The organism is Burkholderiaceae bacterium, assembly GCA_024235995.1.
Classification (GTDB): domain Bacteria; phylum Pseudomonadota; class Gammaproteobacteria; order Burkholderiales; family Burkholderiaceae_C; genus Ottowia.
Genome location: JACKLI010000001.1, coordinates 173,758 through 200,288, shown reverse-complemented (window position 1 = coordinate 200,288; position 26,531 = coordinate 173,758). Strand labels below are relative to the sequence as shown.

The window sequence follows — 26,531 nt, the reverse complement described above, 5'->3', positions numbered from 1 at the left end:
TCAGCGCCGCTCCAGCAGCGCGCGCGCCAGCTCCGCAAAGCCCGCGCCCCGCTCGCCACGGGTGACGTAGCGCGGCAGCGTGGCCAGCTGCGGCACGAAGCGCGCGATGTTGGCCACGCCCACGCTGTGCGTGAAGTGCTCGAACATCAGCTGGTCGTTGGTCGAGTCGCCCACGTAGACCCAGCGGTCGACTTCGGCCGCCAACGCGCGCCCCAGCAGCTCGCGCACGATCCAGCACGCGCCCTGCCACTTGTTGTGCGCGCCGTACCAGCCGTTGATGTGGATGGAGCTGACGGTGGCGTTCATGCCCGCGGCGCGCATCAGCGCCACGCAGCGGTCGATGGCGGCCTGGGGCAGGTGCGTGAACTCGCTGTGGTCGATGGCGATGTCGCACTCGCGCCCGCCCGAGTCCCGCGCGCGCCGCGCGCCCGGCACCGTGGCCTCGATCTGGGCCAGCACCTGCTGCATGCGCGCGTGGTTGCTGGCGCGCGTGGCGGCATCCTGTTGGTATATTTTTGATAGCTGCCTTGGCATGTCGGATGCCGGCTGCAGGCCGATTTGATCGAAATCCTGCGGAACCAGGGCCACCGCGCCGTTCTCGGCCACGATGGCGTCCACGGGCCACGTGGCGGCAAAGGGCGCGCTCCAGCCCACGGGCCGGCCGGTGATGGGGATCACGTGCAGGCCGGCGCTCTTGAGCGCGGCCAGGGCCGCCAGCGCGTCGGCGGTGATGGCGCCGTCGGTGGTGAGGGTGTCGTCGATGTCGGTGAAGACACCCACGAGGGCGGCCATGCCGCCGGGCCAATCACTCAAGGGCGTCATGGCGTGGCCGGTGTTGGGGCTTCATCGGAGCCAGCCTGCCGGTGTCCCCAGGCGTAGGTGACGTCCAGCGTCACCTGCTTGATGTCGTGGTTGCGGGCGTCCAGGCGGTAATCGACGAAAGGCGATTCCGAGGTGATGCGGAATTCGGATGGGTTGATGGTTTCCATGGCGTTGGACGCGACGAGCTCCATGTCGTCGAGCGCCCATGACTTTTTGTCGCCGAGCACCTGCAGGTCGGCGATGTCCAGCTTGAGGTAGGCATTTTTCGATAGGGTCGTGGCCTTGATCGGCGCGATCCTCAGCGCGCGGCATGGGTGGTTGAGGGGGATGACAACCTGGCCCGAAAGCCCGGCAAACGGCGCGTAGCCCTTGAGTTCCTCACGGAATCCGTGGCCGTCGTCGCAATACACCCGCACCACGTCGTTCAGCGGCGGCTGCTCCGACGCGGTCTGGCTCAGCAGCCGTACGGAGCGGGTCGTCATGGCGGTTTCCCAATCGCCCAGCATGCGCAACTGGGTGGCGCCGTCGCCGGGGCGAAGGCGCTGGCGCTCCTTGCCGGGGTGGTCCTGGATCTCGCGCATGGAGGCGAAGAACACCTCCTTGGGCGACCGGGTCCTGCGCCACAGCTTGTGGCCGTCCTGGATGATGCCGATGGCGCCGGCCCACGAATTGAACAGGAAGATGGGCATGTCATGCCGGTAGTTCCTGAAGATCGAGCGGCCGTCGTTGAAGAGGTAATCCTTGCCGGAGGCGATATCGAGGATGGTCGCGGGGATGTCCAGCAGCCGGAGGTAGCGTTCATCGCGCTGCAGGCCGTTGATCTGCGGGCTGTAGACGATGCCGGGCACGTGCACCGACTCCTCATAGACGCCGTTGCCGTGAAAGCCGTTGCCGGGCTCGTGCTCGCGGAAGGCCTGGCCATGGTCGCCGGTGACGATGATCGTCGTGTTCTCGTCCAGGCCCTTGGCCTTCAGGATGGCCAGCAAGCGCCCGAACCAGTCGTCCGCCTCGTGCAGGGCCTTCAGGTAGCGGTCATGATCGGTCGCCGAGCCGACCGAGGGGTCACTGGCCTGGCTCGTGTTTTTTCCCCATTCCCTTGACCAGTATTCCCGTCCATAGGGGTGATGGGTTTGGATGGGCCAGAGCATCATGTAGAAAGGCGCGCGGGCCTTGCCCATGGTGCGCTCCGCGTGTTCGAGCAGCTTCAGGTCGTCCGCGTTGGGCGATCCGGGGTTGATTGCCTGCCGGTACATCGTGTGCCGGTAGCCGTGAAGCTTCTGGAACAACTCGTTGTTGTCGTAGTTGGCGTCCGTGTTGGACAGCGCGGTGGTCGAATACCCCAGCCGGTCCAGGTGCGCGGCCAGCCCGTCCTTGGGAAACATCCACGGCAGGTTGTTGGCATAGGTGTCCCAGGACAGCAGGCTGAAGCGCCCCAGCTCCATCTGCGTGTACGCCTTGCTCGACCGGGGGTCTTGCACGTACAGGTGATCGAGCAGGATCATGTGCTCGCGCGCCTGCATGAAGTGGGGCATGTCGGCGGCGCCGCCATACAGCGGCATGTCCTTGGCGCGCACCGATTCCAGCACCAGCCAGATGACGTTGCTGCCCTGCAATCGGGCGAGGATGTCGGGCCAGCGCGGCGGCCCCTCGGTCTCGGCCAGGTCGTGTCGATAGGTGTTGAAGAAGCGGGCTTCCGCCTGCAGCGCTTGCTCGGACAGGACTTGTCCGGCGTCCAGGTCGGATTGGAAGAGCTGGGTGGCGATGAACGGGGCATCCTGGCTGGCGCCCTGGCGCGCCGCCCACAGCCCGGTGGCGAGCAGGGCCAGGCCCAGGGCCGCGAGGGGCGCCAGCCGGATCGGCAAGCGGCGGGCACGGCGCAGCAGCAGGCGCAGCAACAGCAGCGCGGGCACCAGCAAGGCCAGGCCGAGGGCCAGCGCAATCGCGTGGCCGCGCGCGATCTCCAGGATGCTGGGCCCCACGATGTCCCAGGTGAGGCCGTGCAGTTGCTGCACGCGCGGGATGGTGCCGGTCTCCAGGTATCCGATGGCGGCGACCAGGGTGGTGATGGCGAAGGCCAGGGCGGCCGCTACCAGGGCCGTTTGCAGGCCGCGCCGCAGCAGCGTGTGCCGGACCCTTCCGGCCAGGGCGAGGGCGGCGCACAGCAGCAGCGCCGCGCCCACGGCGGGAAGGATTTGGGCCAACCGTTCGAGGGTGTCGGTGTAGGCCTGGACGGCGTAGGAGGTCTGCGCCGCGATGGCGAGCATGCAGGACAGGATGGCCAGCGGCAGCCCGGCGCGGCTGGGCTTGAACGGCGCGCCGTGCCCGCTCGGGTGGAGATCGCCACCCTGCAGCGGCGAGGGCGGGCGGCGGCGGGGCTTCAGGCGCAGCGCGGGCTTTTCGATGACGTGCCATGAGGCATAGGCCAGGGCGAAAGTGAGCCCCGTCGCCATGATCAGCGTCGCCGTGAAGTCGAACGACGGGTACAGGAAATGGATCACCGTCTGCTGCACCGGAAACGCGATCAGGTAGGCGCCATACGATGGGTCGCCGAAGCGGCCGAAGCGCCGCAGCACCGGCGTCGAGCGCGTGCCCGCGTACAGCACCAGCAGCGGGATGAAGGCCAGCGTGGCGGTGTAGCGCCAGCCGAGCGCCCACAGCAGCGCCGCCACGCCGCCCAGGCCGAGCAGCCAGGCCCGCGGCCGGTGCTCCCAGTGTTCGCGCAGCACGAACAGGGCCGAGCCGGCCAGGAAGAAGGCGCCCAGCTCGCGGCCGTAGTGCACGTGGCCGGTGATGTCGGCGCTGCTTTTGGCGATGAACCACGCCATGTACAGCGCGATGCACGCCAGCCAGACGCTGCGCCAGCGCATCAGCCGCAGCAGCCCGGCGAGGGCCAGGACGACGTAGCAGCGCACCTCCAGCGGAATGGTCCAGAGCGAGCCGTTGACGCCTCGCGGGTAGGGGTTGTGCTCGAACACGCCGGGCAGGACGTAGTAGATCTGCATCCGGAGGATGTTCAGATAGTCCAGCGTGGCCCGGTTCTTCCAGTAGTCCTCCAGCGGCAGCGTGGTGACCCAGGCGCCCAGGCCGTAGGCGGTGAGCACCGTCACCGTGGTCAGGGCCGGCCACAGGCGCAGCACGCGCCGGGCGCCGAAGCGCAGGACGCTGGGGTCGTTGTACCAGCTGCCCGTGACGAGAAAGCCGCTGACCACGAAGAAGACGATGACCGCCAGGCCGCCCCAGCTGTGCAGCCCGAAGAACGAGGGCTCGGGCCGGCCGGTCAGGGCGAACTGGTGGCTGTAGAGCACCGTGAACGCGGCCACGATGCGGATCGCATCGAAGTTGTTGGGAGCGTCGCTCTGGCTCATCCTGCGTTGGTTTGCAGCGCCAGCCCCGCATGCTCGCGCAGCGGATGGAAGTGGATCTTGGGAAAGCGCTCCTGGGCGAGGCGCACGTCGTACGGGCTGGTGCACAGGTAGGCCAGCGCGTCGGCCGCGTCGTGCGCCATGCGCAGCGGGTAGGCGTTCTCGAACTCGCGCAGCTCGGCCGGGGTGTCGGCCGTGATCCAGCGCGCGCCGGTGTACTGGCAGCCTTCCAGGCGCACGTCGCAGTCGTACTCGGTCTTCAGGCGGTGCTGCACGACCTCGAACTGCAGTTGGCCCACGGCGCCCAGCAGCATGTTGCCGCCGGCGTCGGGCTTGAAGACCTGGATGGCGCCTTCCTCGCCCAGCTGCATCAGGCCCTGCTGCAGCTGCTTGGTGCGCAGCGGGTTCTTCAGCACCACGGTCATGAACAGCTCGGGCGCGAAGAAGGGCAGGCCGGTGAACTGCAGGCTGGGGCCGTCGGTGATGCTGTCGCCCAGCTGCACGCCGCCGTGGATGGTGAAGCCGATGATGTCGCCGGCGTAGGCCTCGTCCACCGCTTCGCGGCGCTGGCTCATGAAGGTCACGACGGAAGTCGGGCGCAGCTCCTTGCCGGTGCGCTGCACCTTCATCTTCATGCCCGGGGCGTATTTGCCCGAGGCCACGCGCACGAAGGCGATGCGGTCGCGGTGGTTGGCGTCCATGTTGGCCTGCACCTTGAAGACCACGCCGGAAAAGCCCGGGTCCTCGGGGTGGATGGTGACTTCCTCGCGCTGGCGGTTCACCTCGGTCCAGGCGGTGCGCGGGCCGGGCGGGGGGGACATGTCCACCACGGCGTTCAGTACCTCCATCACGCCGAAGTTGTTCACGCCCGAGCCGAAGAACACCGGCGTGAGCTTGGCCGCCAGGAACTGCTCGTGGTTCCATTCGGCCGATGCGCCGACGGCCAGTTCCATGCTCTCCAGCGCCTCGTCGAACGCGCTGCCGAAGCGCGCGCGCAGCCGGTCGGTCTCGGTGAGCGGGATGACCTCGAAGTCCTGCGGGCGCTTTTCGGTGCCGGCCTGGAACACCGTCATGGTGCGGGTGCGCAAATCGATGATGCCGCCGAAGCTCTTGCCGTGGCCCACGGGCCAGGTGATGGGGCAGCAGGGCATGCCCAGCTCGCGCTCCACCTCGTCGAGGATGTCCAGCGCGTCGCGCACCTCGCGGTCCATCTTGTTCACGAAGGTGATGATGGGCGTGTCCCTCTGGCGGCAGACCTCGATCAGGCGGCGCGTCTGCGCCTCCACGCCGTTGGCCGCGTCGATCACCATCAGCGCCGAATCGACGGCGGTGAGCACGCGGTAGGTGTCCTCGCTGAAGTCCTTGTGGCCGGGCGTGTCCAGCAGGTTGATGACGTGATCGCGGTAGCTCATCTGCATCACGCTGGAGGCCACCGAGATGCCGCGCTGCTTCTCGATCTCCATCCAGTCGCTGGTGGCGTGGCGGCTCGCCTTGCGGCCCTTGACGGCGCCGGCGATCTGGATGGCGCCCGAGAACAGCAGCAGCTTTTCGGTCAGCGTCGTTTTACCGGCGTCGGGGTGGGAGATGATGGCAAAGGTGCGGCGGCGCCGGGTTTCGGAGGCGTAGGACACGATGAAAAGGAAGAGAAGCTTTTTTACTGCGGCTGCAGGTGATGGGGGATGTCGCTGGCCTGGTGCAGCACGCGCAGCACGTCGATGCGGTCCGCGTGTTCCACGTAGAAGACGGAGAACGGAAAGCGGGTCAGGGTCCAGAAGCGCAGGTTCTTGATGCGGATGGCGCGGGCGTGGCGCGGCGAGCCTGTGCCAGGGTGTTGGGCGATGTGGGCCAGCGCGGCGTCGTAGGCGTCGACAAACCGCTCGGCCAGCGCGTGGCCGCCCTGCATCCGGTAGTGCTCGAAGGCATGGTCGACGTCGGTCTCGGCCGCCGCACGCGGTTGAATGGGCTTCACGCGGGTTTGGACTCGGCGGCGCGGGCGGCCTGGATGCGCGCGCGAAGCTCGGCGCGGTGCTCCTCCCAAGGGCGACCGGCGGGGGAGTCGAGGCCTTCGTGGATCAGCGCCACGAAGCGCTCCTCGGCGGCCCGCTCCTCGTCGCGGCGCACCAGATCGCGCACGTACTCGCTGGCCGAACTGTAGCCGCGCGCCTTGATGCGCGCGTCGACAAAGGCCTTGAGGTCATCCGTCAGCGAGATGTTCATGGTCACGGTGCTCATGGAGCGATTTTACGTGGGCATGGCAAGGGTTGCCAACGAACGATGGCCCGTGATGGCACGGCCATGAAGCCGCACCGATATAATTCGCCCCCTTCCGAGGAGCGTTGCAGTGCCCCCCGCGCGCGGGGCACGAGGCTCGGACATTTCATGCAACGACGCTCACCCACGCTGGCAGTGCGGTGAGTGCTTTCCCTCCAAGGCGTGGTTTTTTCAGACCTTCGATTGGAGAAGACCATGAGCGCTGTTCTCAAACCCGCCGCCGATTCGGCCGTGGCCGACCTGTCCCTGGCCGCCTGGGGCCGCAAGGAAATCGCCATCGCCGAGACCGAGATGCCCGGCCTGATGGCGATCCGTGCCGAGTACGCCAGGGCGCAGCCGCTCAAGGGCGCGCGCATCGCCGGCAGCCTGCACATGACGATCCAGACCGCCGTGCTGATCGAGACGCTGCAGGCGCTGGGCGCGCAGGTGCGCTGGGCCTCGTGCAACATCTTCAGCACGCAGGACCACGCCGCCGCCGCCATTGCCGCCGCGGGCACGCCGGTGTTCGCCGTCAAGGGCGAGTCGCTGCAGGACTACTGGGACTACACCCACCGCATCTTCGAGTTCGGCTCCAAGGGTTCGAAAACCGAAGGCCCCAACATGATCCTGGACGACGGCGGCGACGCCACGCTGCTGATGCACCTGGGCGCGCGCGCCGAGAAGGACATCAAGGCGCTGGGCAAGGCCACCAGCGAGGAAGAAAAAATCCTGCACGCCGCCATCAAGGCCAGGCTCAAGCAGGACCCCACCTGGTACAGCCGCCGGCTGAAAAACATCATCGGCGTGACGGAAGAAACCACCACCGGCGTGCACCGCCTGCAGGAGATGTCGGCCAAGGGCACGCTCAGCCTGCGCGCCATCAACGTCAACGACTCGGTGACGAAATCCAAGTTCGATAACCTGTACGGCTGCCGCGAGTCGCTGGTGGACGGCATCAAGCGCGCCACCGACGTGATGATCGCCGGCAAGATCGCCGTGGTGGCCGGCTACGGCGACGTGGGCAAGGGCTCGGCGCAGGCGCTGCGCGCGCTGTCGGCGCAGGTCTGGGTGACCGAGATCGATCCCATCAACGCGCTGCAGGCGGCGATGGAAGGCTATCGCGTGGTGACCATGGACGAGGCCGCCAGCCAGGGCGACATCTTCGTCACCTGCACCGGCAACCGCGACGTCATCACCTTCGAGCACATGCGGGCCATGAAGGACCAGGCCATCGTCTGCAACATCGGCCACTTCGACAACGAGATCGACGTCGCCTCGCTGGAAAAGCACTGCCGCTGGGAAGAGATCAAGCCCCAGGTCGACCACGTGATCTTCCCGAAGGAAGGCAGGAAGCCGTCCAAGCGCATCATCCTGCTGGCCAAGGGCCGCCTGGTCAACCTGGGCTGCGCCACCGGCCACCCCAGCTACGTGATGAGCTCAAGCTTCGCCAACCAGACGCTGGCGCAGATCGAGCTGTTCACCAAGCCCAAGGAGTACAAGGCCGGCCAGGTCTACGTGCTGCCCAAGCACCTGGACGAGAAGGTGGCGCGCCTGCAGCTGTCCAAGCTGGGCGCGCCGCTCACCCAGCTCACCAAGGCGCAGGCCGCCTACATCGGCGTGCCGGTGCAGGGGCCGTACAAGCCGGATACGTATCGCTATTGATCGGGTAGCTGCCAGCGCTTGATCCATGGGCGCTTCAGGCCGATTTGGTTTAAAAACCGCTTCATGCGCGCCGACCAGTGGCTTGTCGAACGCGGCCTGGCCGCCAGCCGCAGCCAGGCCCAGCGCCTGCTGGCGGCGGGGGCGCGCTGGCATGCGCCCGGCGGCTGGCGCGCGCTGGGCAAAAGCGACGACCTGCCGCCCGACGCCGAGGTCGAGCTGCTGGACGCGGCCGAGGCGCGCTACGTCTCGCGCGGCGGTCTCAAGCTGGAGGGTGCGCTGGCCGCCACGGGGCTTGACGTGACCGGCGCGCGCTGCCTGGACGTGGGCCAGTCCACCGGCGGCTTCACCGACTGCCTGCTGCAGCACGGCGCCGCCAGCGTGCTGGGCGTGGACGTCGGCCACGGCCAGCTGCACCCGCGCCTGCGTGCCGACGCCCGCGTGCGCTGCCTCGAGGGCGTCAACGCTCGGCATCTCGATGATTCGAAATTGATAGCTTGTTGCGCTGATCCGGTGCGGGCTAGAGCCCTGTTCGATTCAAATTTCGACTTGATCGTCGGCGACCTGTCCTTCATCTCGCTCGCGCTGGTGCTGCCGGCGTTGGCGCCGCTGCTGGCGCCCGGTGGGCAGGTGCTGCTGCTGGTCAAGCCGCAGTTCGAGCTGCAGCCGGCCGACATCGGCAAGGGCGGCATCGTGCGCGACCCCGCTCTGTACGCGCGGGTCGAACAGCGCCTGCGCGCGGCCTGCGCCAACACCGGATTGGCCGTGCTGCACTGGCTGGACAGCCCCATCGCCGGCGGCGACGGCAACCGCGAGTTCTTCATTCACGCGCGGGCCGCCTGACTGCGGCCGCGTTCCATTCGTTCACGCCATGACCCTGCCCATCAGTTTCGAATTCTTCCCGCCCAAGACGCCCGAGGGCGTGGCCAAGCTGCGCGGCGTGCGTCAGCAACTGTATGCGCTGGCGCCCGAGTTCTGCTCGGTCACCTACGGCGCGGGCGGCTCCACCCAGGCCGGCACCTTTGCCGTGGTGGCCGAGATGCTGGCCGAGGGCGCGCAGGCGGCCAGCCACTTCTCGTGCATCGGCGCCACGCGCGCGTCGGTGCGCGCGCAGCTGGCCGAGCTGCAGGCCATGGGCGTGACGCGCCTGGTGGCGCTGCGGGGCGACCTGCCCAGCGGCTACGGCGCGGGCGGCGAGTTCCAGTACGCCAGCGAGCTGATCGCCTTCATCCGCGCCGAGACGGGCGCGCACTTTCGCCTCTACGCCGCCTGCTACCCCGAGATGCACCCGCAGGCCAGCTCGCCCCGGGCCGACCTGCAGGCGCTGGCGGCCAAGGTGCGCGCCGGCGCCGACGTCGCGGTGACGCAGATGTTCTTCAACGCCGACGCCTACTTCCGCTTCGTCGACGAGGCGCGCGCGCTGGGCCTGCAGGTGCCCATCGTGCCGGGCATCATGCCCATCACCAACAGCGCCGGCCTGCTGCGCTTTGCCGACAACTGCGGCGCCGAGGTGCCGCGCTGGATGCGCCTGCGCCTGCAAAGCCTGGGCGACGACGTGGCGGCCATCAAGGACTTTGGCGCCGAGGTGATGGCGCGCCTGTGCCAGCGCCTGATCGAAGGCGGCGCGCCGGCGCTGCACTTCTACACCCTCAACCAGGCGGCGCCCACGCTGGCCCTGTGCCAGCGCCTGGGGCTCGGGGGCTGATGCGGGCCGATCCAGGGGGTGTTTGTTATTCAACCATTTGTATCTAACGCCCCAGGTTTGATCAACGCTTTCGATCTAAAAACCTCGTTTTGATACACAAAACAACGTGTCGGGCCGGTGTGGCCCCCTAGAATCCGCCGCATGTTACGGGACACCTCTCCCGGCGCCCCCCTCGGGGCGGTGCCGGTTTTGGGAAGTGCAAGCCGTCAGCCTTCAAGCGTTTTGCGCCGCATGTCGTGGGTCGGCGCCCTGCTGCTGGCATGCGGGCCGCTGGCGGCCCAGACGGTATCGTTGAGCGCTCCCACCCCATCGTTGACGCAGTCGTGCAGCTCGGCCAAGGCCGTGCACGACATGCGCTGCCCCAATTACACCGGCTTCAAGCCGCGCCTGGGCGGCGGCCCGGAGGCCGCGCCGGCGCCCGAGCTGGACCCGGCGGCCCTGGGCCGCGCCCTGGGGCGCACGCTGCAGCGCGGCGTGGCTTCGTGGTACGGCCCGGGCTTTCACGGCCAGCGCACCGCCAGCGGCGAGCCCTACGACATGCACGGGCTGACGGCCGCGCACATGAGCCTGCCCTTCGGCACGCGCGTGCTGGTGCAGAACCCGCGCACCGGCAAGCAGGTGGTGGTGCGCATCAACGACCGCGGGCCGTTTGCCGCCGGCCGCGTGATCGACTTGAGCCGCGCCGCCGCCCAGGCGCTGGGCATGCTGCAGCGCGGCCACGACACCGTGGTGCTGCGCGAGGTGGTGGGCGACGAGGTCGACGCCCTGCTGGTGAGCGCCGACGACTCGATCAGCCTGCGCTGACGGCCACGCGCTCAGCGCTCGTCGTAGCTCACCGTCAGCCGGTCCGTGGTGGGCCGCGCCTGGCAGGAGAGCACGAAGCCCTGGGCCATCTCGTCGGGCTCCAGGCTGAAGTTCTTGTCCATGGTGACGCTGCCTTCCAGCACCTTGGCGCGGCAGGTGCAGCACACGCCGTCGCGGCAGGAAAAGGGCGCGTCCAGGCCCACGGCCAGCGCCACGTCCAGCACCTTCTGGTCGCGCCGCATGGCCAGCTGGTGGCTCTTGCCGTCGATCACCAGGGTCAGCTGCACCTGGCCCACCGGCGCCTCGGGGTCGGCGTGCTGGATGGCGGCCTGGCGCGCGGCCGGGCTCAGGCCGTCCAGGCGCGGCGAGGTGAAGCGCTCGGTGCGGATGCGCTCGCCGGGCACGCCGGCCTCCAGCAGCGTCGCCTCGACGGCCTCGATCATGGCCTCGGGCCCGCAGACGAAGACCTCGTCCATGCTGGCCGCCGGCAGCAGCGTGGCCAGCAGCTGGCGCACCTTGGCGGCGTCGATGCGGCCCTCCAGCAGCGGCACCTCCTGCGCCTGGCGCGACAGCACGTGGATCAGCGTCAGGCGGTCCTTGTATTTGTCCTTCAGGTCCTGCAGCGCCTCGTTGAACATCACGCTGCCCATGCGCCGGTTGCCGTACACCAGGGTGAACTTGGCGTGCTCGCTGTCCTCCAGCGTGCTGGCCGCCAGGCTGAGGATGGGCGTGATGCCCGAGCCGGCGGCAAAGCCCACGCGGTGCAGGGCGCGGGGCTTCTTGATGGTGAAGCGCCCGTCGGGCGGCATCACCGCCAGGCGGTCGCCCGCCTTCAGCCGCGTGGCCGCCCAGTTGGAGAACAGGCCGCCTTCCATCGGGCGAATGCCCACCTGCAGCTCGCGCGCCGCCCGGTAGTGGCTGCGCGTGGAGCAGATCGAGTAGTTGCGCCGCAGCTCTTCGCCATCCAGCTCGGTGCGCAGGGTGAGGAACTGGCCGGGCTCGAAGGCGAAGGTGTCCTGCAGCTCGGGTGGCACGGCGAAGGTGAGGGCCACGGCGCCCGCCGCCTCGGGCGTGACGCGGGCGACGGTGAGCTCGTGAAAGCGCGGTGTGGCCATGTCAGTCAGATGTTTTTGAAGTGATCGAAGGGTTCCATGCAGTCCAGGCAGCGGTACAAGGCCTTGCAGGCGGTGGAGCCGAAGTGCGAGATTTCGGTGGTGTTGCCGGAGCCGCATTGCGGGCAGTGCACCGCCGGTTTTGAACCCAATGGGCTTGCTGCCCCCGTGCTGCAAGCGCCGGAAGCTCTTGTTTTGGGAGCAAAATGAACGACCGCCAGCCCATCGGCGCGCGCGGCGTGTGGCGGCGCGATGCCGTAGGCGCGCAGCTTCTCGCGCGCCGCCTCGCTCATCCAGTCGGTGGTCCACGCGGGCGCCAGCTGGGTCACCACGCGGCCGGCGACGCCCTGGCGCCGGAGGACGGCCAGGATGTCGTCGTGGATCTGCTCCATCGCTGGGCAGCCGCTGTAGGTGGGGGTGATGACGACTTCGACCACGCCATCGTCGCCCTGGCGCAGCGCGCGCAGGATGCCCATCTCGCGCAGGGTGACGACGGGGATTTCGGGGTCGGTGAGTTGGTCGAGGACCTGCCACAGATGGGCGAACGCCGGCTCCCTCTCCTTCTGGGCGGGGGAGTCAAGAACGGTGTTCACCACACCGCTCCCGGATGCGCGCGCGCCAGGCTCTGCATGTCGGCCAGCAGGTAGCTCAGGTGCTCGGAATGCACGCCCTGCTTGCCCTGCGGCACGTAGCCATCGACGGCGGGCGGGCGCTTGAGCGTGGCCTCCTGCAGCGCCGCGTCGACGGCGTGCTCCCACGCGGTGCGCAGGGCGGGCACGTCGACGCCGGCGAGCGCGGCCTGCGCATCCACCGCGCTGGCGGACCAGAACTCGGCGGTGAAGGGCAGCAGATAGTCCACCGCCGCCTGCACGCGCCGGTGCGATTCGGCCGTGCCGTCGCCCAGGCGCAGCAGCCAGTCGCGCGCGTGGCGCACGTGGTAGCGCACCTCCTTCAGGCTCTTGGCGGCGATGGCGGCCAGCTCGGTGTCTGCGGACTGCGCCAGTTGCCCCCACACCATCTCCATCAAGGTGGCGTAGAAAAAGTTGCGCACGATGCTCACGCCCCAGTCGCGCGTGCCGCCGGCGGCGGGCACCAGGCCGGGGTTGTGCGGCAGCTCCTGCAGGGTGTAGTTGCGAAAGTCGCGGTCGTCGCGAAAGTACGCCAGCGTGTCCTCGGTGACCGGGCCGGCGGGCCAGGCGCTGGGGCGCATGCGCGCGCCTTCGGCGTTCAGGCGCGTGGCGGCCAGTTGATACAGCAGGCGCGCCTGGCCGATCAGATCGAGTGCCTGGTTGGCCATGGCCAGGTCTTCTTCCAGCACGGGCGCGTGGCCGCACCATTCGGCGTTGCGCTGGCCCAGCACCAGGGCGTTGTCGGCCAGGTGCAGCAGGTAGTCTGCTGGGGCCACGGCGGGTTTGACGCGCGCGTCCATCACATGTGCCCCACTTCGTCGGGGATGTCGTAGAAGGTGGGGTGGCGGTAGATCTTGTCGCTGGCCGGGTCGAACATCAGCTCCTTGTCCTCGGGGTCGCTGGCCGCGATCAGGTGCGAGGGCACCACCCAGATGCTCACGCCTTCCTGGCGGCGGGTGTAGACGTCGCGCGCCATCTGCAGCGCGTGCGCGCTGTCGCTGGCGTGCAGGCTGCCGCAGTGCTTATGCTCCAGGCCTTGCTTGCTGCGGACAAAGACTTCCCACAAGGGCCAGTCCTTCAATGCGGGTGGGGTGCTCATGCGGCTTCCTTCAGGTTGCGTTGTGCTTGCTTGGCGGCGTGCGCGGCGGCGGCCTCGCGCACCCAGGCGCCGTCCTCGTGCGCCTTCACGCGCGTGGCCAGGCGCTCCTTGTTCATGGGGCCGTGGCCGTTGACCACCTGCCAGAACTCGTCCCAGTCGATGGCGCCGTAGTCGTAATGGCCGCGCGCCTCGTTCCACTTCAAATCGGGGTCGGGCAGGGTGACGCCCAGCACCTTGGCCTGCGGCACGGTGGCATCGACGAACTTCTGGCGCAGGTCGTCGTTGGAAAAGCGCTTGATGCCCCAGCGCATGGCCTGCCCGCTGTGGGGGCTGTCGGCGTCGGGCGGGCCGAACATGGCCAGGCACTTCCACCAGTAGCGGTTGACGGCGTCCTGCACCATGTCGCGCTGCGCCTGCGTGCCCTGCATCTGCACCAGCAGCGACTCGTAGCCCTGGCGCTGGTGGAAGGATTCTTCCTTGCACACGCGCACCATGGCGCGGGCGTAGGGGCCGTAGCTGCAGCGGCACAGCGGGATCTGGTTCATGATCGCCGCGCCGTCCACCAGCCAGCCGATCACGCCCACGTCGGCCCAGCTGAGGGTGGGGTAGTTGAAGATGCTGCTGTACTTGGCGCGGCCGCTGTGCAGGCCGTCGAGCATGTCCTCGCGGCTGGTGCCCAGGGTTTCGGCGGCGCTGTACAGGTACAGGCCGTGGCCGCCCTCGTCCTGCACCTTGGCCAGCAGGATGGCCTTGCGCTTGAGGCTGGGCGCGCGGCCGATCCAGTTGCCCTCGGGCAGCATGCCCACGATCTCGCTGTGCGCGTGCTGGCTGATCTGGCGCACCAGGGTCTTGCGGTAGGCCTCGGGCATCCAGTCGCGCGGCTCGATGCGACCGTCGGCATCGATGCGGGCGTCGAAGCGCGCCTGGTGCGCGGCGTCCTCGGCCGGCACGGCCCGGGCGGCGGCCTTGGGCGCGCCGGGCTTGGTGTCGCTGTCGTCGGGGACGGAAAAGGACTGGGTGTACATGGACGGTCTCCGGTGGGGCGTGGCGCTCGTCAAGTGTAGATGAATTGACCGACCCGTCGGTCGAGGAATTCGGGCGCCCGCGCTGTCGTCTTGGCAGCGGCAATTACATCACAAAAAATATGTTATTGCTTGAATATTTGTAATATGACGAATATAGTCAAATTTCAGGTCACCAATGTCATGCAAAGGCCTGAACCCACCCATCACACCCCAGGAGACCCGCATGTCCGCCCACAAGGAACGCTTTGCCGACAAGATGGAGCTGCCGCCCGCGACCCCGCAGCCCAACATCTACCCGCTGTCGTGGAACCGCAAGACCCAGAAGCTGCAGGAGGTGTGGGAAGCCTCGCTGCGCGAGGCCTGGGACCCCGAGAAGCTGCCCTGGGACACGCTCGACGTCGACAGCTACTCGTGGGAAGAGCGCGAGTCCATCGCCTACTGGTGGACGCTGCTGTCGGTGTTCGACGCCTCGGCGCCGCCGGTGTTCGCGGAGGCGCTGATCAAGACCTACGAGGTGCACGAGGAAGACCCGGTGCGCAAGTGCTTCTTCTCGGTCACGCGCGACGAGCAGAACCACGAGATCATGTGCGGTCAGGCCATCACGCGCATGCTGGGCCACCCCGACCCGCTGACCTACGAGCCCAAGACCGAGTTGGGCCGGCGCCTGCAGAAGAACGCCAAGTGGCTGTACTTCAACGGCGGGCGCTACTGGACGGGCTACAAGCAGGCCGTGCCCAAGTACGACCTGGCGGTGCTGTTCAGCTCGTTCCTGATGGGCGAGATCGCCGCCGCGACCATCTTCAAGCAGATGTTCGAGAGCGCGCGCGAGCCGGTGTTCAAGGAAGCGTTCAAGAACATCGGCCGCGACGAAGGCCGCCACATGGCGATCTGCATGGCGGTGATGGAGCGCGACTACCCGGGCCTGAAGGACGCCGACAAGGCCGTGGTCACCAAGCAGATCCGCGCCGGCTACCTGTTCCTGTCGGCCGTGCTGTTCGAGCCGCCGATGGAGTTCTGGGACCTGCCGGCGGACTTCATCGACAACCAGCGCGAGGCCGAGGAAGTGGCGCGCGGCGCGGGCTTTGGCATCCCCACCTACGAGATGAAGAAGGAAAACTGGCGCAACGCCATCATCAACCTCAAGGGCGTGCTGGACCGCTACAACATCCCCTTCCCGGCCATTCCCGAGGTGGGCATCACCGGCCAGGAGGTGTCCGACACGGACATGGAAGACATCATTCCGGTGTTCTGACCCCATGTCTCGCGTCACCATCCAGCCCTCGGGCAAATCCGTCGAGGTCGCCGCCGGCGACACCGTGCTCATGGCGCTGGAGAAAGCCGGCTACGCGCTGCCCAACAACTGCCGCGCCGGCGCCTGCGGCGAGTGCAAGGTCAAGGTGCTGTCGGGCCAGTACGACCAGGGCATCGTGCTCGACATGGCGTTGTCGCCGGAGGAGCGCAAGCAGGGCTTTGGCCTGATGTGCATGGCCAAGCCGATCTCCGACGAGATGGAGATCGAATGGGGCACGGCCGACGCGCGGCCCAAGCTGTTTCCGCCGCGCGAGAACGCGCTGTTCGTCGTCACCGACAAGCGCCCCGTCGCCGCGCGCGCCATCGAGCTGCACCTGCGCCCGGTGGGCAAGCCGATCCGCTACTGGCCCGGCCAGTACGTCACCGTGGGCGATGCGCGCGCCGGCGCGCCGCCGCGGGCGTATTCCATCAGCAACGCGCCGCGCCCCGACGGCGAGCTGGTGCTGCAGGTGGCGCGCGCCGACGGCGGCACCACCAGCGCCTGGATCCACGACCGGCTGGCGGTGGGCGAGGGCATCAAGATCAGCGGCCCCTACGGCACCTTCATCGGCGATCCGGCCGTGGACACGCCCGTGCTGTGCCTGGCCGCCGGCACCGGCCTGGCGCCCATCCTGGCGCTGACCGAGGCCGCGCTGCGCCGCGGCTTTCGCAAGCCCGTCATGCTGCTGCTGTCGGCGCGCACGCGCGAGGACGCCTACGCCCAGGGCCTGCTGGCCTGGTGGCGCACCAAGCACCGCAACTTCGACTATCGTGTCACGCTCACGCGCGAGCAGGCCGAGGGCTTCCTGCACGGCCGCGTCGGCGCCGTGCTGCCCGGCCTGCTGCCCGACCTGTCCAGGCACACCGTGTTCGCCGCCGGCAGCCCGGAGTTCACGGCCAGCTGCGTGGAGACCGCCAAGGCCCTGGGCGCCGGGGCCGACATGATCTACACCGAAGGATTTTTCGCCATGCAGCAACCCACCGTCGCCGACCGCGAGCATCTGTTGTCTCACTCATGAGCGCGCCGGGCCGCTCCCGAGCGCGAATCCCGCAGCGCGCAGCGCGGAGGGCAGTCCAGTGAGGCGCGCCGCGTCGGCCGCCGACCTGGCGCGCGCGCGCATCGACGCGCACCGCCAGCAAAGCCGCGTGCGCGCCGGCGCGCTCATCATCTCGCTGTTCGGCGACGCGGTGGCCCCGCGCGGCGGCCGGCTGTGGGTGGGCAGCCTGATCCACCTGCTGCAGCCGCTGGGCATCGACGACCGGCTGGTGCGCACCGCCGTCTCGCGCCTGGCCAAGCAGGCCTGGCTGCGCATCGAGTCGCACGGCCGGCGCGCCGACTACCTGCTGACCGAGGCCGGCCAGCGCCGTTTCGAGGAAGCCTCGCGCACCATCTACGCCACCCAGCCGCGCGCCTGGGACGGGCGCTGGCGCCTGCTGCTGCTGGTGCGCGAGCTGGACGCCAAGGCCCGCGAGCCGCTGCGCCGCGCCCTCGCCTGGCAGGGCTTCGGCCAGCTGGGCGCGGACTGCTTCGTCCACCCCGGCGCCGACCTGGACGAGGCGCTGCAGGCCCTGGCCACCGAGGGCCTGGCCGAGGCGCCGGCGCAGCTGATGCCCCTGCTGGCCAGCGACGCCCGGCACGGCCTGGGCCAGAGCGATGCCGAGCTGGTGCGCCGCGCCTGGAACCTGGGCGAACTGGCCCAGGCCTACACCCGCTTCGACGCCGGCTACGGCCCCATCGCGCGCGCGCTGCAGGCGGACGAGGCGGACGAACCCATCACGCCGGAAGACGCCTTCCTGCTGCGCACCCTCTTGATCCACGACTGGCGGCGCCTGCTGCTGCGCGACCCGGAACTGCCCGACGTGCTGCTGCCCGCCGGCTGGCCCGGCCGCGCGGCGCGCCAGCTCACGCGCGATCTGTACCGGCGCCTGCTGGCGCCTTCCGAGCGCCACCTGGACGCGCTGCTGCAGCGTGCCGACGGGCAGGCGCTGCCGCCACCGGACGCGGCCAGCCGGCTGCGCTTCGGCGGCGCGGTTCAGCCGCCGGCATCCACCGTGTAGCCCTGCCCGCGCCCCCGGCCCAGCGCCTGCACCACCGCGGGCAGGGCGTCGCGCAGCGCAGGCGCCAGCGTGTGCGGCGGGTTGATGACGAACATGCCGCTGGCGCCCAGGCCCGGCGCGCCGCCGGGCGGCACGCCGATGTTCAGCGTGGCGTGCAGCCAGCCGCGCCCGGCCTGCTGCGCCAGCGTCTTCAGCCGGCGCGGCAGGCCATGCGCCTCGGGCCGCGCGATGATGGGGTACCAGACCAGGTAGACGCCGGTCACGAAGCGCTTGAGGCCATCCTGCACGGCGGCGGCCACCTTGGCGTAGTCGCTCTTGATTTCGTAGCTTGGGTCGATCAGCACCAGCGCGCGGCGCGAGCCGCCGGGCGCCACCGGCGGCGGCAGCAGCGCCTTCAGCGCGGCAAAGCCGTCCTCGCGCGCCATGCTCACCTGGCGGCCGGCGCCCAGCTGGGCCACGTGCGCCTGCAGCGCCTGCCAGTCGGTGGGGTGCAGCTCGAACAGGCGCAGCCGGTCGTGCACGGCGGCGCGCCCGGGCTCGGTCATCAGCGCATGCATCAGCAGCGGCGAGCCGGGATACACCCGCCAGGCGCCCCCGGGCGGCGCGGCGCGGTTGAAGCTGGCGATCAACTGCAGGTAGTCCTGCAGGATGGTTGCTTCGTTATTGATAGCTGATGGGGCTTGATTGACCGGGGCTGGAGCCTGATTTTTATCCAAACCCGGGGCCAGCGCGGCCTGCAGGCGCCCAATGCCGGCCAGCGCCTCGCCCGAGATCTGCGCCGCCTGCTCGTCCAGTCGGTAGATGCCCGCGCCGGCGTGCGTGTCGACCAGCGTCAGCGCGCCGCTTTTCTGCATCAGGTGCCGCAGCGTGGCGACCAGGGTGAGGTGCTTGAGCACGTCGGCGTGGTTGCCGGCGTGGAAGGCATGGCGATAGCTGAACATGGGGCGATGGTAGCTGCCTTGCTTGCCCGATGGTCGAAATCCGCTAAAATAGCCGGCTTTGCAGCGATTTATCAGCCCCGCGGCAAAAGCAGTACACCCACCTAAGAGGCTCCCGACGCAAGAGGAGCACCGACCGTGGAAAAGGGCTGGCCAAACCCAATTCCTTAGCAGGAAAACTCATGAAAACGTTCAGCGCGAAACCCGCTGACGTGACGCACGAGTGGTTTGTGATTGACGCGACCGACAAGGTCCTCGGACGGGTAGCCAGCGAAGTTGCCCTCCGTCTGCGCGGCAAGCACAAGGCCATTTACACGCCTCACGTCGATACCGGCGACTTCATCGTCGTCGTCAACGCCTCCCAGCTCCGTGTCACGGGCGCCAAGGAACTCGACAAGAAATACTATCGCCACACCGGCTACCCCGGCGGCATCCGCGAGACCAACTTCCGCGACATGCAGGCCAAGCACCCCGGCCGCGCGCTCGAGAAGGCCGTCAAGGGCATGCTGCCCAAGGGCCCGCTGGGCTACGCCATGATCAAGAAGCTGAAGGTGTACGGCGGCGCCGAGCATCCGCACAGCGCCCAGCAGCCCAAGGTGCTGGAAGTCTAAGGAGCCGCAATGATTGGTGAATGGAACAATGGCACCGGCCGTCGCAAGTCCAGCGTCGCCCGCGTGTTTCTGAAAAAGGGCAGCGGCAAGATCACGGTCAATGGCAAGTCCATCGAGCAGTTCTTCGGCCGCCAGACCTCGATCATGATCTGCAAGCAGCCGCTGGTGCTGACCGACCACGTCGAGACCTTCGACATCCAGGTCAACGTGGCCGGCGGCGGCGAATCGGGCCAGGCCGGCGCGGTGCGCCACGGCATCACCCGCGCGCTGATCGACTACGACGCCAACCTCAAGCCCCAGCTGTCGGCTGCCGGCTACGTGACGCGCGACGCGCGCGAGGTCGAGCGCAAGAAGGTCGGCCTGCACTCCGCCCGCCGCCGCAAGCAGTTCAGCAAGCGCTGATCGAAGGCCTGCGGCCAGCCAGCCACCGCGCCGCCCCTGGGGTGGGCGCGGTGGTTTTTTTTCGGGTGCTCGTGGTAAAAGGGCGCGGACATCAAGGCACAGGAGCAAGCCAATGCTGGGCATCACCAAAAAGCAAGCGCCAACCCCCGTCCGCAGCGCCATCGGCGCCGGCATGCAGGTCACGGGGCGCTGCACCTTCCAGGACGGACTGCAGATCGAAGGCACGGTGCTGGGCGACGTCATGGGTGAGGAGGGCGCCTCCAGCATGCTGCTGATCCACGAGGGCGGCCGGGTGGAAGGCGCCATCAGCGCCGACCACATCGTCGTTGCCGGCCGGGTCGTCGGGCCGGTGCTGGCACGCGAGCGGCTGGAACTGCTGGCCAGCGGCCGCATCGAAGGCGACGTGCGCTACAAGACGCTGGAGATGCAGCCCGGCGCCGTGGTGGCCGGCCAGCTGCAGCCCCAGGTCACGCCCGTGGCGGCGCGCGAGACGCCCGTGCCGCCGGAGCCCGTGGCACCCCAGGCCGCGCCCGTCGAGCCGACTTTCGAGCTGCGCCCCGACAAAACCGAGTAAGTCTTACACTTGTCCCCTCTATCCATGCCCGAGCCCGCCATGAATGCCGCCATCCAGGAATCCGCCCTTGCCACCATGCCCGATCCGCTGGTGTTCACCGACGCCGCGGCCACCAAGGTCGCCGAACTGGTGGCCGAGGAAGGCAACCCCGAGCTGAAGCTGCGCGTGTTCGTGCAGGGCGGCGGCTGCTCGGGCTTCCAGTACGGCTTCACGTTCGACGAGCAGGTCAACGACGACGACACGGTGATGAGCAAGAACGGCGTGTCCCTGCTGATCGACGCCATGAGCTACCAGTACCTGGTGGGTGCCGAGATCGACTACAAGGACGATCTGAACGGCGCGCAGTTCGTGATCCGCAACCCCAACGCCTCGACCACCTGCGGCTGCGGCTCGTCGTTCACCACCGAGTGAACCCCTGCGGCCCAACAAAAATGCGCCCTCAGCGGCGCATTTTTGTTGGGTGAAGAACCGGGGCTTACTGGAACGGGCTGCCCTGGATCTGACCCGCCGCCGCCAGCTGCTGCTGCATGCTGGCCGACAGCTTGGCGAAGGCCGCGCGGGCCGCGGGGGACACCGGCGGGGTCTGGTGCTGCTGGGCCATGACCTCCTGCGGGTCGACCGGCTCGCCGTTGACGCGGAACTCGAAGTGCAGGTGCGGGCCGGTGGCCACGCCGGTGGAGCCCACTTCGCCGATCTTCTGGCCCTGCGTCACCTTCTCGCCCTCGCGCACGCCGATGCGCGAGAGGTGGCCGTAGACGGTGGTGTCGGTGTTGTCCGTGTGCTTGATGTAGATGACGTTGCCGTAGCCGCGCTGCACGCCGGCGAACTCGACCGTGCCGTCGCCGACGGTGCGCACCGGGGTGCCGGTGGGCGCGCCGAAGTCGACGCCGGTGTGGCCGCGCAGGCCGCCGAACACCGGGTGGCGGCGCATGCCGAAGTTGCTGGTCACGCGGGTGAAGGCCAGCGGTTCGATCAGGTAGGCCTTGCGCAGGCTCTGGCCGTCGAAGTCGTAGTAGGCGCCGGCGTCGCTGCCGGAGGCCTGGAACCACACCGCGTCCTGCGACTTGCCCCGGTTGACGAACTCGGCGCTCAGGATGCGGCCGGTCTTGACGGGCTCGCCGTCGGCCTCGAGCGCTTCGTAGACGACGGAAAAGCGGTCGCCCCGGCGCAGGCCGCGGCGAAAGTCGACGCTGCTTTCGAACACGTCGACCAGCTGCCGCGCCACGCCGTCGGGCACGCCCGCTTCGTCGGTGGCGGCAAACAGGGTGCTGCGGATGGTGCCGCTGGCCAGGCGCTGCGTGGCCACCAGCGGCGCGGTCTCGATGCGGGCGCTGAAGTCGCTGCCCTGCTTTTGCACCACCAGACGCTTGAACTGGCGGTCGTCGTCGCCCTCCACCCAGTGCGTGCGCAGCTGCTGCAGGCCCTGGCGGTCGTCGGCCTCGGCGGTGACGGTGCGGCCGGTGGTGCCGCGGCCGAACACGGCCTTCCAGGCGGTTTCGTTGCGGCGCAGGAAGGAGGCGGCGGCCGGGTCGGCGATGCCCAGGCGCTTGAGCAAGGCCTCGGGCGTGTCGGCCGCGCGCGTGGTCTCGCTGCGGTACAGGGTGAAGCTGAAACCGTCGAGCTGCTCGAGCTGGGCGGCCACGGCGTCGGGGCTGACGGCCTCGGTCACCAGGCGCAGCGGGTCGGTGGGGGCGGCGTTGGCGCCCAGCGAGGCGACGGCGAAGGCGCCGCCGCCGGTGGACAGCAAGAGCGCGGCCAGGGCCGCCACGATGCGCCTGGGATGGCGATGGATGAAGTCGGCCATCGCCAGACCAGAGGAGATCAATTCTTGCTTCACGCGCAGCACATGGTACGGGAGTGGGGGGTGCCAGAATCCGGCAGGCCTTCTGGCCGTGACGCTCAGGACTTGAGCCGGCCCCTAAAATCAGGCTTGGCGAGCGAGTATATCGACCTCGCCCCGAGCCTACAACCCATTTCCGATGAATTCTGATACAAAAGTAACCAATGCACCGATTTCGGACGCGGTGCGCCATGCCATGGCCGTCAGCCTGCGCGGGGCCGACGAGCTGCTGCCCCAGGCCGACTGGCAGGCCAAGCTGCAGCGCGCCGAGCGCACCGGCCAGCCGCTGCGCATCAAGCTGGGGCTCGATCCGACCGCGCCCGACATCCACGTCGGCCACACCGTGGTGCTCAACAAGATGCGCCAGCTGCAGGACCTGGGCCACCAGGTGATCTTCCTGATCGGCGACTTCACCAGCCTGATCGGCGACCCCTCCGGGCGCAACGCCACGCGCCCGCCGCTCACGGCCGAGCAGATCCGCGCCAACGCCGAGACCTATTTCGCCCAGGCCAAGCTGGTGCTGGACGAGGCGAAGACCGAGATTCGCTACAACAGCGAGTGGAGCGACCCGCTGGGCGCGCGTGGCATGATCCAGTTGGCGGCCCGCTACACCGTGGCGCGCATGATGGAGCGCGACGATTTCCACAAGCGCTACACCAGCGGCCAGTCGATCAGCGTGCACGAGTTCCTCTACCCGCTGATGCAGGGCTACGACTCGGTGGCGCTCCAGAGCGACCTGGAGCTGGGCGGCACCGACCAGAAGTTCAACCTGCTGGTCGGCCGCCACCTGCAGCAGGAGTACGGCCAGGAGCCGCAGTGCATCCTGACCATGCCGCTGCTGGTCGGCCTGGACGGCGTCGAGAAGATGTCCAAGAGCAAGAACAACTACATCGGCATCACCGAGGACGCCAACAGCATGTTCGCCAAGGTGCTGTCGATCTCCGACGCGCTGATGTGGGACTGGTACACGCTGCTGTCGTTCCAGAGCCTGGAGGCGATCGCGCGGCTGAAGGCCGAGGTGGCGGGCGGGCGCAACCCCAAGGACGCCAAGGTGCTGCTGGCGCGCGAGATCACCACGCGCTTTCACGATGCGCGCGCCGCCGAGGCCGCCGAGCAGGATTTCGCCAACCGCAGCAAGGGCGGCGTGCCCGACGAGATCCCGCAGGTGCAGCTGGCCGGCGCGCCGCTGGGCATCGGCCTGGTGCTCAAGCAGGCGGGGCTGGCGCCGTCCACCAGCGAGGCCAACCGCCTGATCGACGGCCACGGCGTGCGGGTCGACTCCAGCGTGGTGAGCGACAAGGGCCTGAAGCTGGCCGCCGGCACCTACGTGGTGCAGGTGGGCAAGCGCAGGTTCGCGCGCGTGACCCTGGCCTGAGAGACCCGGGCCCGGTCCCTGGATGGCGAGCAACCCCGGCAGCGCCTGGCTGACGCCGCATCGGCTGATGGCGGCCTCGATCGCCGTCGCCGTGCTGACGCTGGGCTTCAAGACCCTGGCCTGGTGGCTGACCGGCTCGGTCGGCCTGCTGTCGGACGCGCTGGAGTCGCTGGTCAACGTGGCCGGCGCCACCTTCGGCCTGTGGATGGTGACGGTGGCGGCGCGGCCGGCCGACGAGGACCATCCCTTCGGGCACGACAAGGCCGAGTACTTTTCGGCCGGCTTCGAGGGCATCCTGATCATCGTGGCGGCGCTGGCCATCGTCTGGGCCGCCGTGCCGCGCTTCTGGCATCCGCAGCCGCTGGAGCAGCTGGGGCTGGGCGTGGCGCTGTCGGTGCTGAGCGCCGGACTCAACGGCGCGCTGGGCTGGATCATGCTGCGCGCCTCGCGCCGGCACCGCTCGATGGCGCTGGAGGGCGATGCGCGCCACCTGATCACCGACGTGTGGACCTCGGCCGGCGTGGTCCTGGGCCTGGCCCTGGTCATGTTCACCGGCTGGCACTGGGTGGACCCGGCGGTGGCGATCGTGATGGCGCTGAACATCCTGGGCGAGGGCGGGCAGCTGATCTGGCGCTCGGCCCAGGGCCTGATGGATGCGGCGGTCGAGCCCGAGGTGCAGGCCCAGGTCGATGCGGTGGTGGACGGCTTCGTGCAGGCGCAGGCCGGCACGCCCGGCCTGCGCGTGGACCATGCGATGAGCCGGCGCGCCGGCCAGCGCCTGTTCCTGAGCGTGCACCTGCACCTGCCGGCCGACTGGAGCCTGCGCCGTGCCGCCGGCCTGCGCGGCGAGCTCGAGCGCGCCCTGCTGGCCGCCGTGCCGCCGCTGCACGTCAGCATCCAGCTGCTGCCGCTGGACACCGAACCCGCAGGGCACGCAGCCGGCCCCCAGAGCGCATGCACGCCCTGATCCAGCGCGTGGCGCAGGCGCGCGTCACCGTGGCCGGGCGCGTCACGGGCGCCATCGACCAGGGCCTGCTGGTGCTGCTGTGCGCCGAGCGCGGCGACGGCGAGCGCGAGGCCGACAGGCTGCTGGCCAAGCTGCTCAAGCTGCGCATCTTCGGCGACGCGGCGGGCAAGATGAACCGCAGCGTGCAGGACGTGGCCGGCGGCCTGCTCGTCGTCAGCCAGTTCACCCTGGCGGCCGACACCACGGGCGGCAACCGGCCCAGCTTCACGGGCGCCGCGCCGCCGGACGAAGGGCGGCGTCTTTACGAGTATTTCGTCGCGGCGGCGCGGGCGGCCCACCCGGTGGTGGCGACGGGCGAATTCGGTGCCGACATGCAGGTGGCGCTGGTCAACGATGGGCCGGTCACCATCCCGCTGCGTGTGCTGCCGGCGGCTTGAGCGGCACGCGGCAGGCCTGCCATCGGTTCAATTTCGATAGCTGATTGGGCTTGTTGTACGCCGGCCAGGCCCCGATTCGGCTTGAAATCAACGCGCGCGCACCGCCCTGGCGTAGGGGTCGGCAAAGCCCAGCGCCGCCAGGATGGCGCTCTCGCGCGCCTCCATGGCCTCGGCGTCCTGCTCGCTGCTCTCGTGATCCCAGCCCTGCGCGTGCAGCGCGCCATGCACCAGCAGGTGGGCGTAGTGCTCGGCCAGCGGCTTGCGCAGCTCGGCCGCCTCGCGCGCCACCACCGGGGCGCACAGCACCAGGTCGGCCGCCACGTGCGGCGCGCCGGCGTAGTCGAAGGTCAGCACGTTGGTGGCGTAGTCCTTGTGCCGATAGTCGCGGTTGAGCGCGCGGCCTTCCTCGGCATCGACCACGCGCACCGTGATCTCGGCGGCCTGCACGTCGCTGCCCAGCGCGTGGCGCAGCCAGCGCGCCACGTGGTGGCGCGGCAGCGCGGCGCGGTGCGTGGCGGCGGCGTCGAAGCGGGCGATTTGCAGGGACAGGCTGAGCGGCGGCAGGGGCATGGCGCGATCATGCCGCAAAGCCGGCTCATGGCGATTGCGGGACAATCCGCGCCATGACTATCACGGACATCGAATTGCCGGCGCGCGGGCCGTCCCCCGTGGCCGTCGAGGACGGCGCGGCCACCGGTCCCGCCGCCCGCACGCGCGCCGAGCGCGAGGCGCTCAAGCTCGAAAAACGCCTGTGCCGCCAGGTCGGCCAGGCCATCGTCGACTTCAACATGATCGAGGAGGGCGACCGCGTGATGGTGTGCCTGTCGGGCGGCAAGGACAGCTACGGCCTGCTCGACGTGCTGCAGAGGCTGCAGGCGCGCGCGCCGATCCGCTTCGAGCTGGTGGCCGTCAACCTGGATCAGAAGCAGCCCGGCTTTCCGGCCGAGGTGCTGCCAAACTACCTGGCCACGCTGGGCATCGAGCACCACATCGAGACGCAGGACACCTACAGCATCGTCAAAGCCAAGATCCCCGAGGGCAAGACCACCTGCAGCCTGTGCTCGCGCTTGCGCCGGGGCATTTTGTACCGCGTGGCGCGCGAGCTGCGCTGCAACAAGATCGCGCTGGGCCACCACCGCGACGACATGCTGCAGACCTTCTTCCTGAACATGTTCTTCGGCGGCAAGCTCAAGGGCATGCCGCCCAAGCTGACCAGCGACAACGGCGAGTTCATCGTCATCCGCCCGCTGGCCTACGTGGCGGAAAGCGACCTGGTGGCCTGGGCCGAGCACCGGCGCTTTCCCATCATCCCCTGCAACCTGTGCGGCAGCCAGGAGAACCTGCAGCGCAAGCAGGTGGGCGAGATGCTGCGCCAGTGGCAGCGCCAGCACCCCGGGCGCATCGAGAGCATGTTCACCGCGCTGCAGAACGTGGTGCCCTCGCACCTGATGGACGCCCGCCTGCACGACTTCAAGCATCTGCAGGCCAGCGGCGTGTTCGACGCGGACGGCGACAAGGCGTTCGACGAGGAACCCATCGCGCCGCCGCCGGTTCCGGTCTGACAGGAGGTCA

At 69.1% G+C, this 26,531-nt stretch carries 27 protein-coding genes and 1 riboswitch; of the genes, 15 read left to right on the top strand and 12 right to left on the bottom strand.

Going from position 1 to position 26,531, the window contains the following annotated elements; all coding sequences use genetic code 11:
- From H6927_00965 to H6927_00945, 5 genes are read right to left on the bottom strand one after another with little or no spacing between them, the layout of a single operon-like run.
- Window positions 1-822 carry an HAD-IIB family hydrolase gene (locus H6927_00965; GenBank protein ID MCP5216671.1) on the bottom strand — a complete coding sequence of 274 codons (822 nt, stop codon included), beginning with the start codon at window positions 820-822 and terminating at the stop codon, window positions 1-3.
- Window positions 819-4,187: a sulfatase-like hydrolase/transferase gene (locus H6927_00960; GenBank protein MCP5216670.1), complete on the bottom strand. Its 3,369-nt coding sequence runs from the start codon at window positions 4,185-4,187 to the stop codon at window positions 819-821. Before H6927_00960 ends, H6927_00965 begins: the two co-directional genes overlap by 4 nt.
- Complete coding sequence (locus H6927_00955; protein ID MCP5216669.1) at window positions 4,184-5,815, bottom strand: peptide chain release factor 3; 1,632 nt, start codon at window positions 5,813-5,815, stop codon at window positions 4,184-4,186. The genes H6927_00960 and H6927_00955 overlap by 4 nt, the downstream gene beginning before the upstream one ends.
- Before the next feature lie 23 nt (window positions 5,816-5,838).
- Window positions 5,839-6,153, bottom strand: a complete 315-nt coding sequence (locus tag H6927_00950) for a type II toxin-antitoxin system RelE/ParE family toxin (protein MCP5216668.1) — start codon at window positions 6,151-6,153, stop codon at window positions 5,839-5,841.
- A complete protein-coding gene (locus tag H6927_00945; protein ID MCP5216667.1) occupies window positions 6,150-6,401 on the bottom strand; it encodes a type II toxin-antitoxin system ParD family antitoxin in 252 nt (83 codons plus the stop codon). Before H6927_00945 ends, H6927_00950 begins: the two co-directional genes overlap by 4 nt.
- Before the next feature lie 105 nt (window positions 6,402-6,506).
- Window positions 6,507-6,584: riboswitch (S-adenosyl-L-homocysteine riboswitch) on the top strand.
- Between the two features lie 66 nt (window positions 6,585-6,650).
- Between H6927_00945 and H6927_00940 the strand changes: the two genes are divergently transcribed.
- The 4 genes from H6927_00940 to H6927_00925 all read left to right on the top strand — a co-directional run bounded on the left by H6927_00940 (window position 6,651) and on the right by H6927_00925 (window position 10,602).
- Window positions 6,651-8,096: an adenosylhomocysteinase gene (locus H6927_00940; GenBank protein ID MCP5216666.1), complete on the top strand. Its 1,446-nt coding sequence runs from the start codon at window positions 6,651-6,653 to the stop codon at window positions 8,094-8,096.
- A gap of 63 nt (window positions 8,097-8,159) precedes the next feature.
- The gene (locus H6927_00935) at window positions 8,160-8,936 is read left to right on the top strand and encodes a TlyA family RNA methyltransferase (protein MCP5216665.1); all 777 of its coding nucleotides are present in this window, start codon (window positions 8,160-8,162) and stop codon (window positions 8,934-8,936) included.
- Window positions 8,937-8,964: 28 nt separating this feature from the next.
- Window positions 8,965-9,798 carry a methylenetetrahydrofolate reductase [NAD(P)H] gene (gene metF, locus H6927_00930; GenBank protein MCP5216664.1) on the top strand — a complete coding sequence of 278 codons (834 nt, stop codon included), beginning with the start codon at window positions 8,965-8,967 and terminating at the stop codon, window positions 9,796-9,798.
- A gap of 231 nt (window positions 9,799-10,029) precedes the next feature.
- Entirely contained in the window at window positions 10,030-10,602 is a 573-nt protein-coding gene (locus H6927_00925) for a septal ring lytic transglycosylase RlpA family protein (protein MCP5216663.1), read from the top strand.
- A gap of 11 nt (window positions 10,603-10,613) precedes the next feature.
- Here H6927_00925 and paaK read toward each other — a convergent pair whose 3' ends face one another.
- From paaK to paaA, 4 genes are all read right to left on the bottom strand, one after another.
- Window positions 10,614-11,717 (bottom strand): phenylacetate-CoA oxygenase/reductase subunit PaaK, encoded by a 1,104-nt coding sequence (gene paaK / locus H6927_00920; GenBank protein ID MCP5216662.1) that lies wholly within the window; start codon window positions 11,715-11,717, stop codon window positions 10,614-10,616.
- 5 nt (window positions 11,718-11,722) lie between these two features.
- Entirely contained in the window at window positions 11,723-13,051 is a 1,329-nt protein-coding gene (gene paaJ, locus H6927_00915; GenBank protein ID MCP5216661.1) for a phenylacetate-CoA oxygenase subunit PaaJ, read from the bottom strand.
- Between the two features lie 91 nt (window positions 13,052-13,142).
- A complete protein-coding gene (gene paaB / locus H6927_00910; GenBank protein MCP5216660.1) occupies window positions 13,143-13,442 on the bottom strand; it encodes a 1,2-phenylacetyl-CoA epoxidase subunit B in 300 nt (99 codons plus the stop codon).
- Window positions 13,439-14,467: a 1,2-phenylacetyl-CoA epoxidase subunit A gene (paaA, locus tag H6927_00905; GenBank protein ID MCP5216659.1), complete on the bottom strand. Its 1,029-nt coding sequence runs from the start codon at window positions 14,465-14,467 to the stop codon at window positions 13,439-13,441. The genes paaB and paaA overlap by 4 nt, the downstream gene beginning before the upstream one ends.
- Before the next feature lie 223 nt (window positions 14,468-14,690).
- On the opposite strand from paaA, the gene H6927_00900 reads away from it, so the two are divergent.
- From H6927_00900 to paaX, 3 genes are all read left to right on the top strand, one after another.
- Entirely contained in the window at window positions 14,691-15,719 is a 1,029-nt protein-coding gene (locus H6927_00900; GenBank protein MCP5216658.1) for a diiron oxygenase, read from the top strand.
- A gap of 4 nt (window positions 15,720-15,723) precedes the next feature.
- Entirely contained in the window at window positions 15,724-16,776 is a 1,053-nt protein-coding gene (locus H6927_00895) for a 2Fe-2S iron-sulfur cluster binding domain-containing protein (protein ID MCP5216657.1), read from the top strand.
- Window positions 16,777-16,861: 85 nt separating this feature from the next.
- On the top strand, window positions 16,862-17,815 hold the full coding sequence (gene paaX / locus H6927_00890) for a phenylacetic acid degradation operon negative regulatory protein PaaX (GenBank protein MCP5216656.1): 954 nt from the start codon (window positions 16,862-16,864) through the stop codon (window positions 17,813-17,815).
- On the opposite strand, the gene H6927_00885 is transcribed toward paaX, so the two are convergent.
- Entirely contained in the window at window positions 17,791-18,756 is a 966-nt protein-coding gene (locus tag H6927_00885; GenBank protein MCP5216655.1) for a 23S rRNA (adenine(2030)-N(6))-methyltransferase RlmJ, read from the bottom strand. The genes paaX and H6927_00885 overlap by 25 nt on opposite strands.
- A 179-nt stretch (window positions 18,757-18,935) precedes the next feature.
- Here H6927_00885 and rplM point away from each other — a divergent pair, with 179 nt between their 5' ends.
- The 4 genes from rplM (at window position 18,936) to erpA (ending at window position 20,751) form a co-directional block, all read left to right on the top strand.
- Window positions 18,936-19,364, top strand: coding sequence for a 50S ribosomal protein L13 (rplM, locus tag H6927_00880; protein MCP5216654.1), 429 nt, complete (start codon window positions 18,936-18,938; stop codon window positions 19,362-19,364).
- Between the two features lie 9 nt (window positions 19,365-19,373).
- Entirely contained in the window at window positions 19,374-19,766 is a 393-nt protein-coding gene (gene rpsI / locus H6927_00875; protein ID MCP5216653.1) for a 30S ribosomal protein S9, read from the top strand.
- A gap of 112 nt (window positions 19,767-19,878) precedes the next feature.
- A complete protein-coding gene (locus tag H6927_00870; GenBank protein MCP5216652.1) occupies window positions 19,879-20,340 on the top strand; it encodes a polymer-forming cytoskeletal protein in 462 nt (153 codons plus the stop codon).
- A 39-nt stretch (window positions 20,341-20,379) separates the two neighbouring features.
- Window positions 20,380-20,751 (top strand): iron-sulfur cluster insertion protein ErpA, encoded by a 372-nt coding sequence (erpA, locus tag H6927_00865; GenBank protein ID MCP5216651.1) that lies wholly within the window; start codon window positions 20,380-20,382, stop codon window positions 20,749-20,751.
- Between the two features lie 64 nt (window positions 20,752-20,815).
- Here the strand turns inward: erpA and H6927_00860 are convergent, their stop codons facing one another.
- Window positions 20,816-22,144, bottom strand: a complete 1,329-nt coding sequence (locus tag H6927_00860; GenBank protein ID MCP5216650.1) for a M23 family metallopeptidase — start codon at window positions 22,142-22,144, stop codon at window positions 20,816-20,818.
- Between the two features lie 175 nt (window positions 22,145-22,319).
- Here H6927_00860 and H6927_00855 point away from each other — a divergent pair, with 175 nt between their 5' ends.
- From H6927_00855 to H6927_00845, 3 genes are read left to right on the top strand one after another with little or no spacing between them, the layout of a single operon-like run.
- On the top strand, window positions 22,320-23,555 hold the full coding sequence (locus H6927_00855; protein MCP5216649.1) for a tyrosine--tRNA ligase: 1,236 nt from the start codon (window positions 22,320-22,322) through the stop codon (window positions 23,553-23,555).
- Window positions 23,556-23,577: 22 nt separating this feature from the next.
- Window positions 23,578-24,522 (top strand): cation transporter, encoded by a 945-nt coding sequence (locus H6927_00850; GenBank protein ID MCP5216648.1) that lies wholly within the window; start codon window positions 23,578-23,580, stop codon window positions 24,520-24,522.
- Window positions 24,510-24,959: a D-tyrosyl-tRNA(Tyr) deacylase gene (locus H6927_00845; GenBank protein MCP5216647.1), complete on the top strand. Its 450-nt coding sequence runs from the start codon at window positions 24,510-24,512 to the stop codon at window positions 24,957-24,959. Before H6927_00850 ends, H6927_00845 begins: the two co-directional genes overlap by 13 nt.
- Window positions 24,960-25,046: 87 nt before the next feature.
- Here H6927_00845 and ybeY read toward each other — a convergent pair whose 3' ends face one another.
- The gene (gene ybeY, locus H6927_00840) at window positions 25,047-25,529 is read right to left on the bottom strand and encodes an rRNA maturation RNase YbeY (GenBank protein ID MCP5216646.1); all 483 of its coding nucleotides are present in this window, start codon (window positions 25,527-25,529) and stop codon (window positions 25,047-25,049) included.
- Between the two features lie 53 nt (window positions 25,530-25,582).
- Here ybeY and ttcA point away from each other — a divergent pair, with 53 nt between their 5' ends.
- The gene (gene ttcA, locus H6927_00835; GenBank protein ID MCP5216645.1) at window positions 25,583-26,521 is read left to right on the top strand and encodes a tRNA 2-thiocytidine(32) synthetase TtcA; all 939 of its coding nucleotides are present in this window, start codon (window positions 25,583-25,585) and stop codon (window positions 26,519-26,521) included.
- Window positions 26,522-26,531: the final 10 nt, after the last annotated feature.

What these genes read in the sequence shown, in the direction of transcription:
- H6927_00965 (MCP5216671.1), bottom strand. Translation starts at nt 822, where the DNA reads ATGACGCCCTTGAGTGATTGGCCCGGCGGCATGGCCGCCCTCGTGGGT.
- H6927_00960 (MCP5216670.1), bottom strand. Translation starts at nt 4,187, where the DNA reads ATGAGCCAGAGCGACGCTCCCAACAACTTCGATGCGATCCGCATCGTG.
- H6927_00945 (MCP5216667.1), bottom strand. Translation starts at nt 6,401, where the DNA reads ATGAACATCTCGCTGACGGATGACCTCAAGGCCTTTGTCGACGCGCGC.
- H6927_00940 (MCP5216666.1), top strand. Translation starts at nt 6,651, where the DNA reads ATGAGCGCTGTTCTCAAACCCGCCGCCGATTCGGCCGTGGCCGACCTG.
- H6927_00935 (MCP5216665.1), top strand. Translation starts at nt 8,160, where the DNA reads ATGCGCGCCGACCAGTGGCTTGTCGAACGCGGCCTGGCCGCCAGCCGC.
- metF (MCP5216664.1), top strand. Translation starts at nt 8,965, where the DNA reads ATGACCCTGCCCATCAGTTTCGAATTCTTCCCGCCCAAGACGCCCGAG.
- H6927_00925 (MCP5216663.1), top strand. Translation starts at nt 10,030, where the DNA reads ATGTCGTGGGTCGGCGCCCTGCTGCTGGCATGCGGGCCGCTGGCGGCC.
- paaK (MCP5216662.1), bottom strand. Translation starts at nt 11,717, where the DNA reads ATGGCCACACCGCGCTTTCACGAGCTCACCGTCGCCCGCGTCACGCCC.
- paaJ (MCP5216661.1), bottom strand. Translation starts at nt 13,051, where the DNA reads ATGGTGCGGCCACGCGCCCGTGCTGGAAGAAGACCTGGCCATGGCCAA.
- paaB (MCP5216660.1), bottom strand. Translation starts at nt 13,442, where the DNA reads ATGAGCACCCCACCCGCATTGAAGGACTGGCCCTTGTGGGAAGTCTTT.
- paaA (MCP5216659.1), bottom strand. Translation starts at nt 14,467, where the DNA reads ATGTACACCCAGTCCTTTTCCGTCCCCGACGACAGCGACACCAAGCCC.
- H6927_00900 (MCP5216658.1), top strand. Translation starts at nt 14,691, where the DNA reads ATGTCCGCCCACAAGGAACGCTTTGCCGACAAGATGGAGCTGCCGCCC.
- H6927_00895 (MCP5216657.1), top strand. Translation starts at nt 15,724, where the DNA reads ATGTCTCGCGTCACCATCCAGCCCTCGGGCAAATCCGTCGAGGTCGCC.
- H6927_00885 (MCP5216655.1), bottom strand. Translation starts at nt 18,756, where the DNA reads ATGTTCAGCTATCGCCATGCCTTCCACGCCGGCAACCACGCCGACGTG.
- rplM (MCP5216654.1), top strand. Translation starts at nt 18,936, where the DNA reads ATGAAAACGTTCAGCGCGAAACCCGCTGACGTGACGCACGAGTGGTTT.
- rpsI (MCP5216653.1), top strand. Translation starts at nt 19,374, where the DNA reads ATGATTGGTGAATGGAACAATGGCACCGGCCGTCGCAAGTCCAGCGTC.
- H6927_00870 (MCP5216652.1), top strand. Translation starts at nt 19,879, where the DNA reads ATGCTGGGCATCACCAAAAAGCAAGCGCCAACCCCCGTCCGCAGCGCC.
- erpA (MCP5216651.1), top strand. Translation starts at nt 20,380, where the DNA reads ATGAATGCCGCCATCCAGGAATCCGCCCTTGCCACCATGCCCGATCCG.
- H6927_00860 (MCP5216650.1), bottom strand. Translation starts at nt 22,144, where the DNA reads ATGGCCGACTTCATCCATCGCCATCCCAGGCGCATCGTGGCGGCCCTG.
- H6927_00855 (MCP5216649.1), top strand. Translation starts at nt 22,320, where the DNA reads ATGAATTCTGATACAAAAGTAACCAATGCACCGATTTCGGACGCGGTG.
- H6927_00850 (MCP5216648.1), top strand. Translation starts at nt 23,578, where the DNA reads ATGGCGAGCAACCCCGGCAGCGCCTGGCTGACGCCGCATCGGCTGATG.
- H6927_00845 (MCP5216647.1), top strand. Translation starts at nt 24,510, where the DNA reads ATGCACGCCCTGATCCAGCGCGTGGCGCAGGCGCGCGTCACCGTGGCC.
- ybeY (MCP5216646.1), bottom strand. Translation starts at nt 25,529, where the DNA reads ATGCCCCTGCCGCCGCTCAGCCTGTCCCTGCAAATCGCCCGCTTCGAC.
- ttcA (MCP5216645.1), top strand. Translation starts at nt 25,583, where the DNA reads ATGACTATCACGGACATCGAATTGCCGGCGCGCGGGCCGTCCCCCGTG.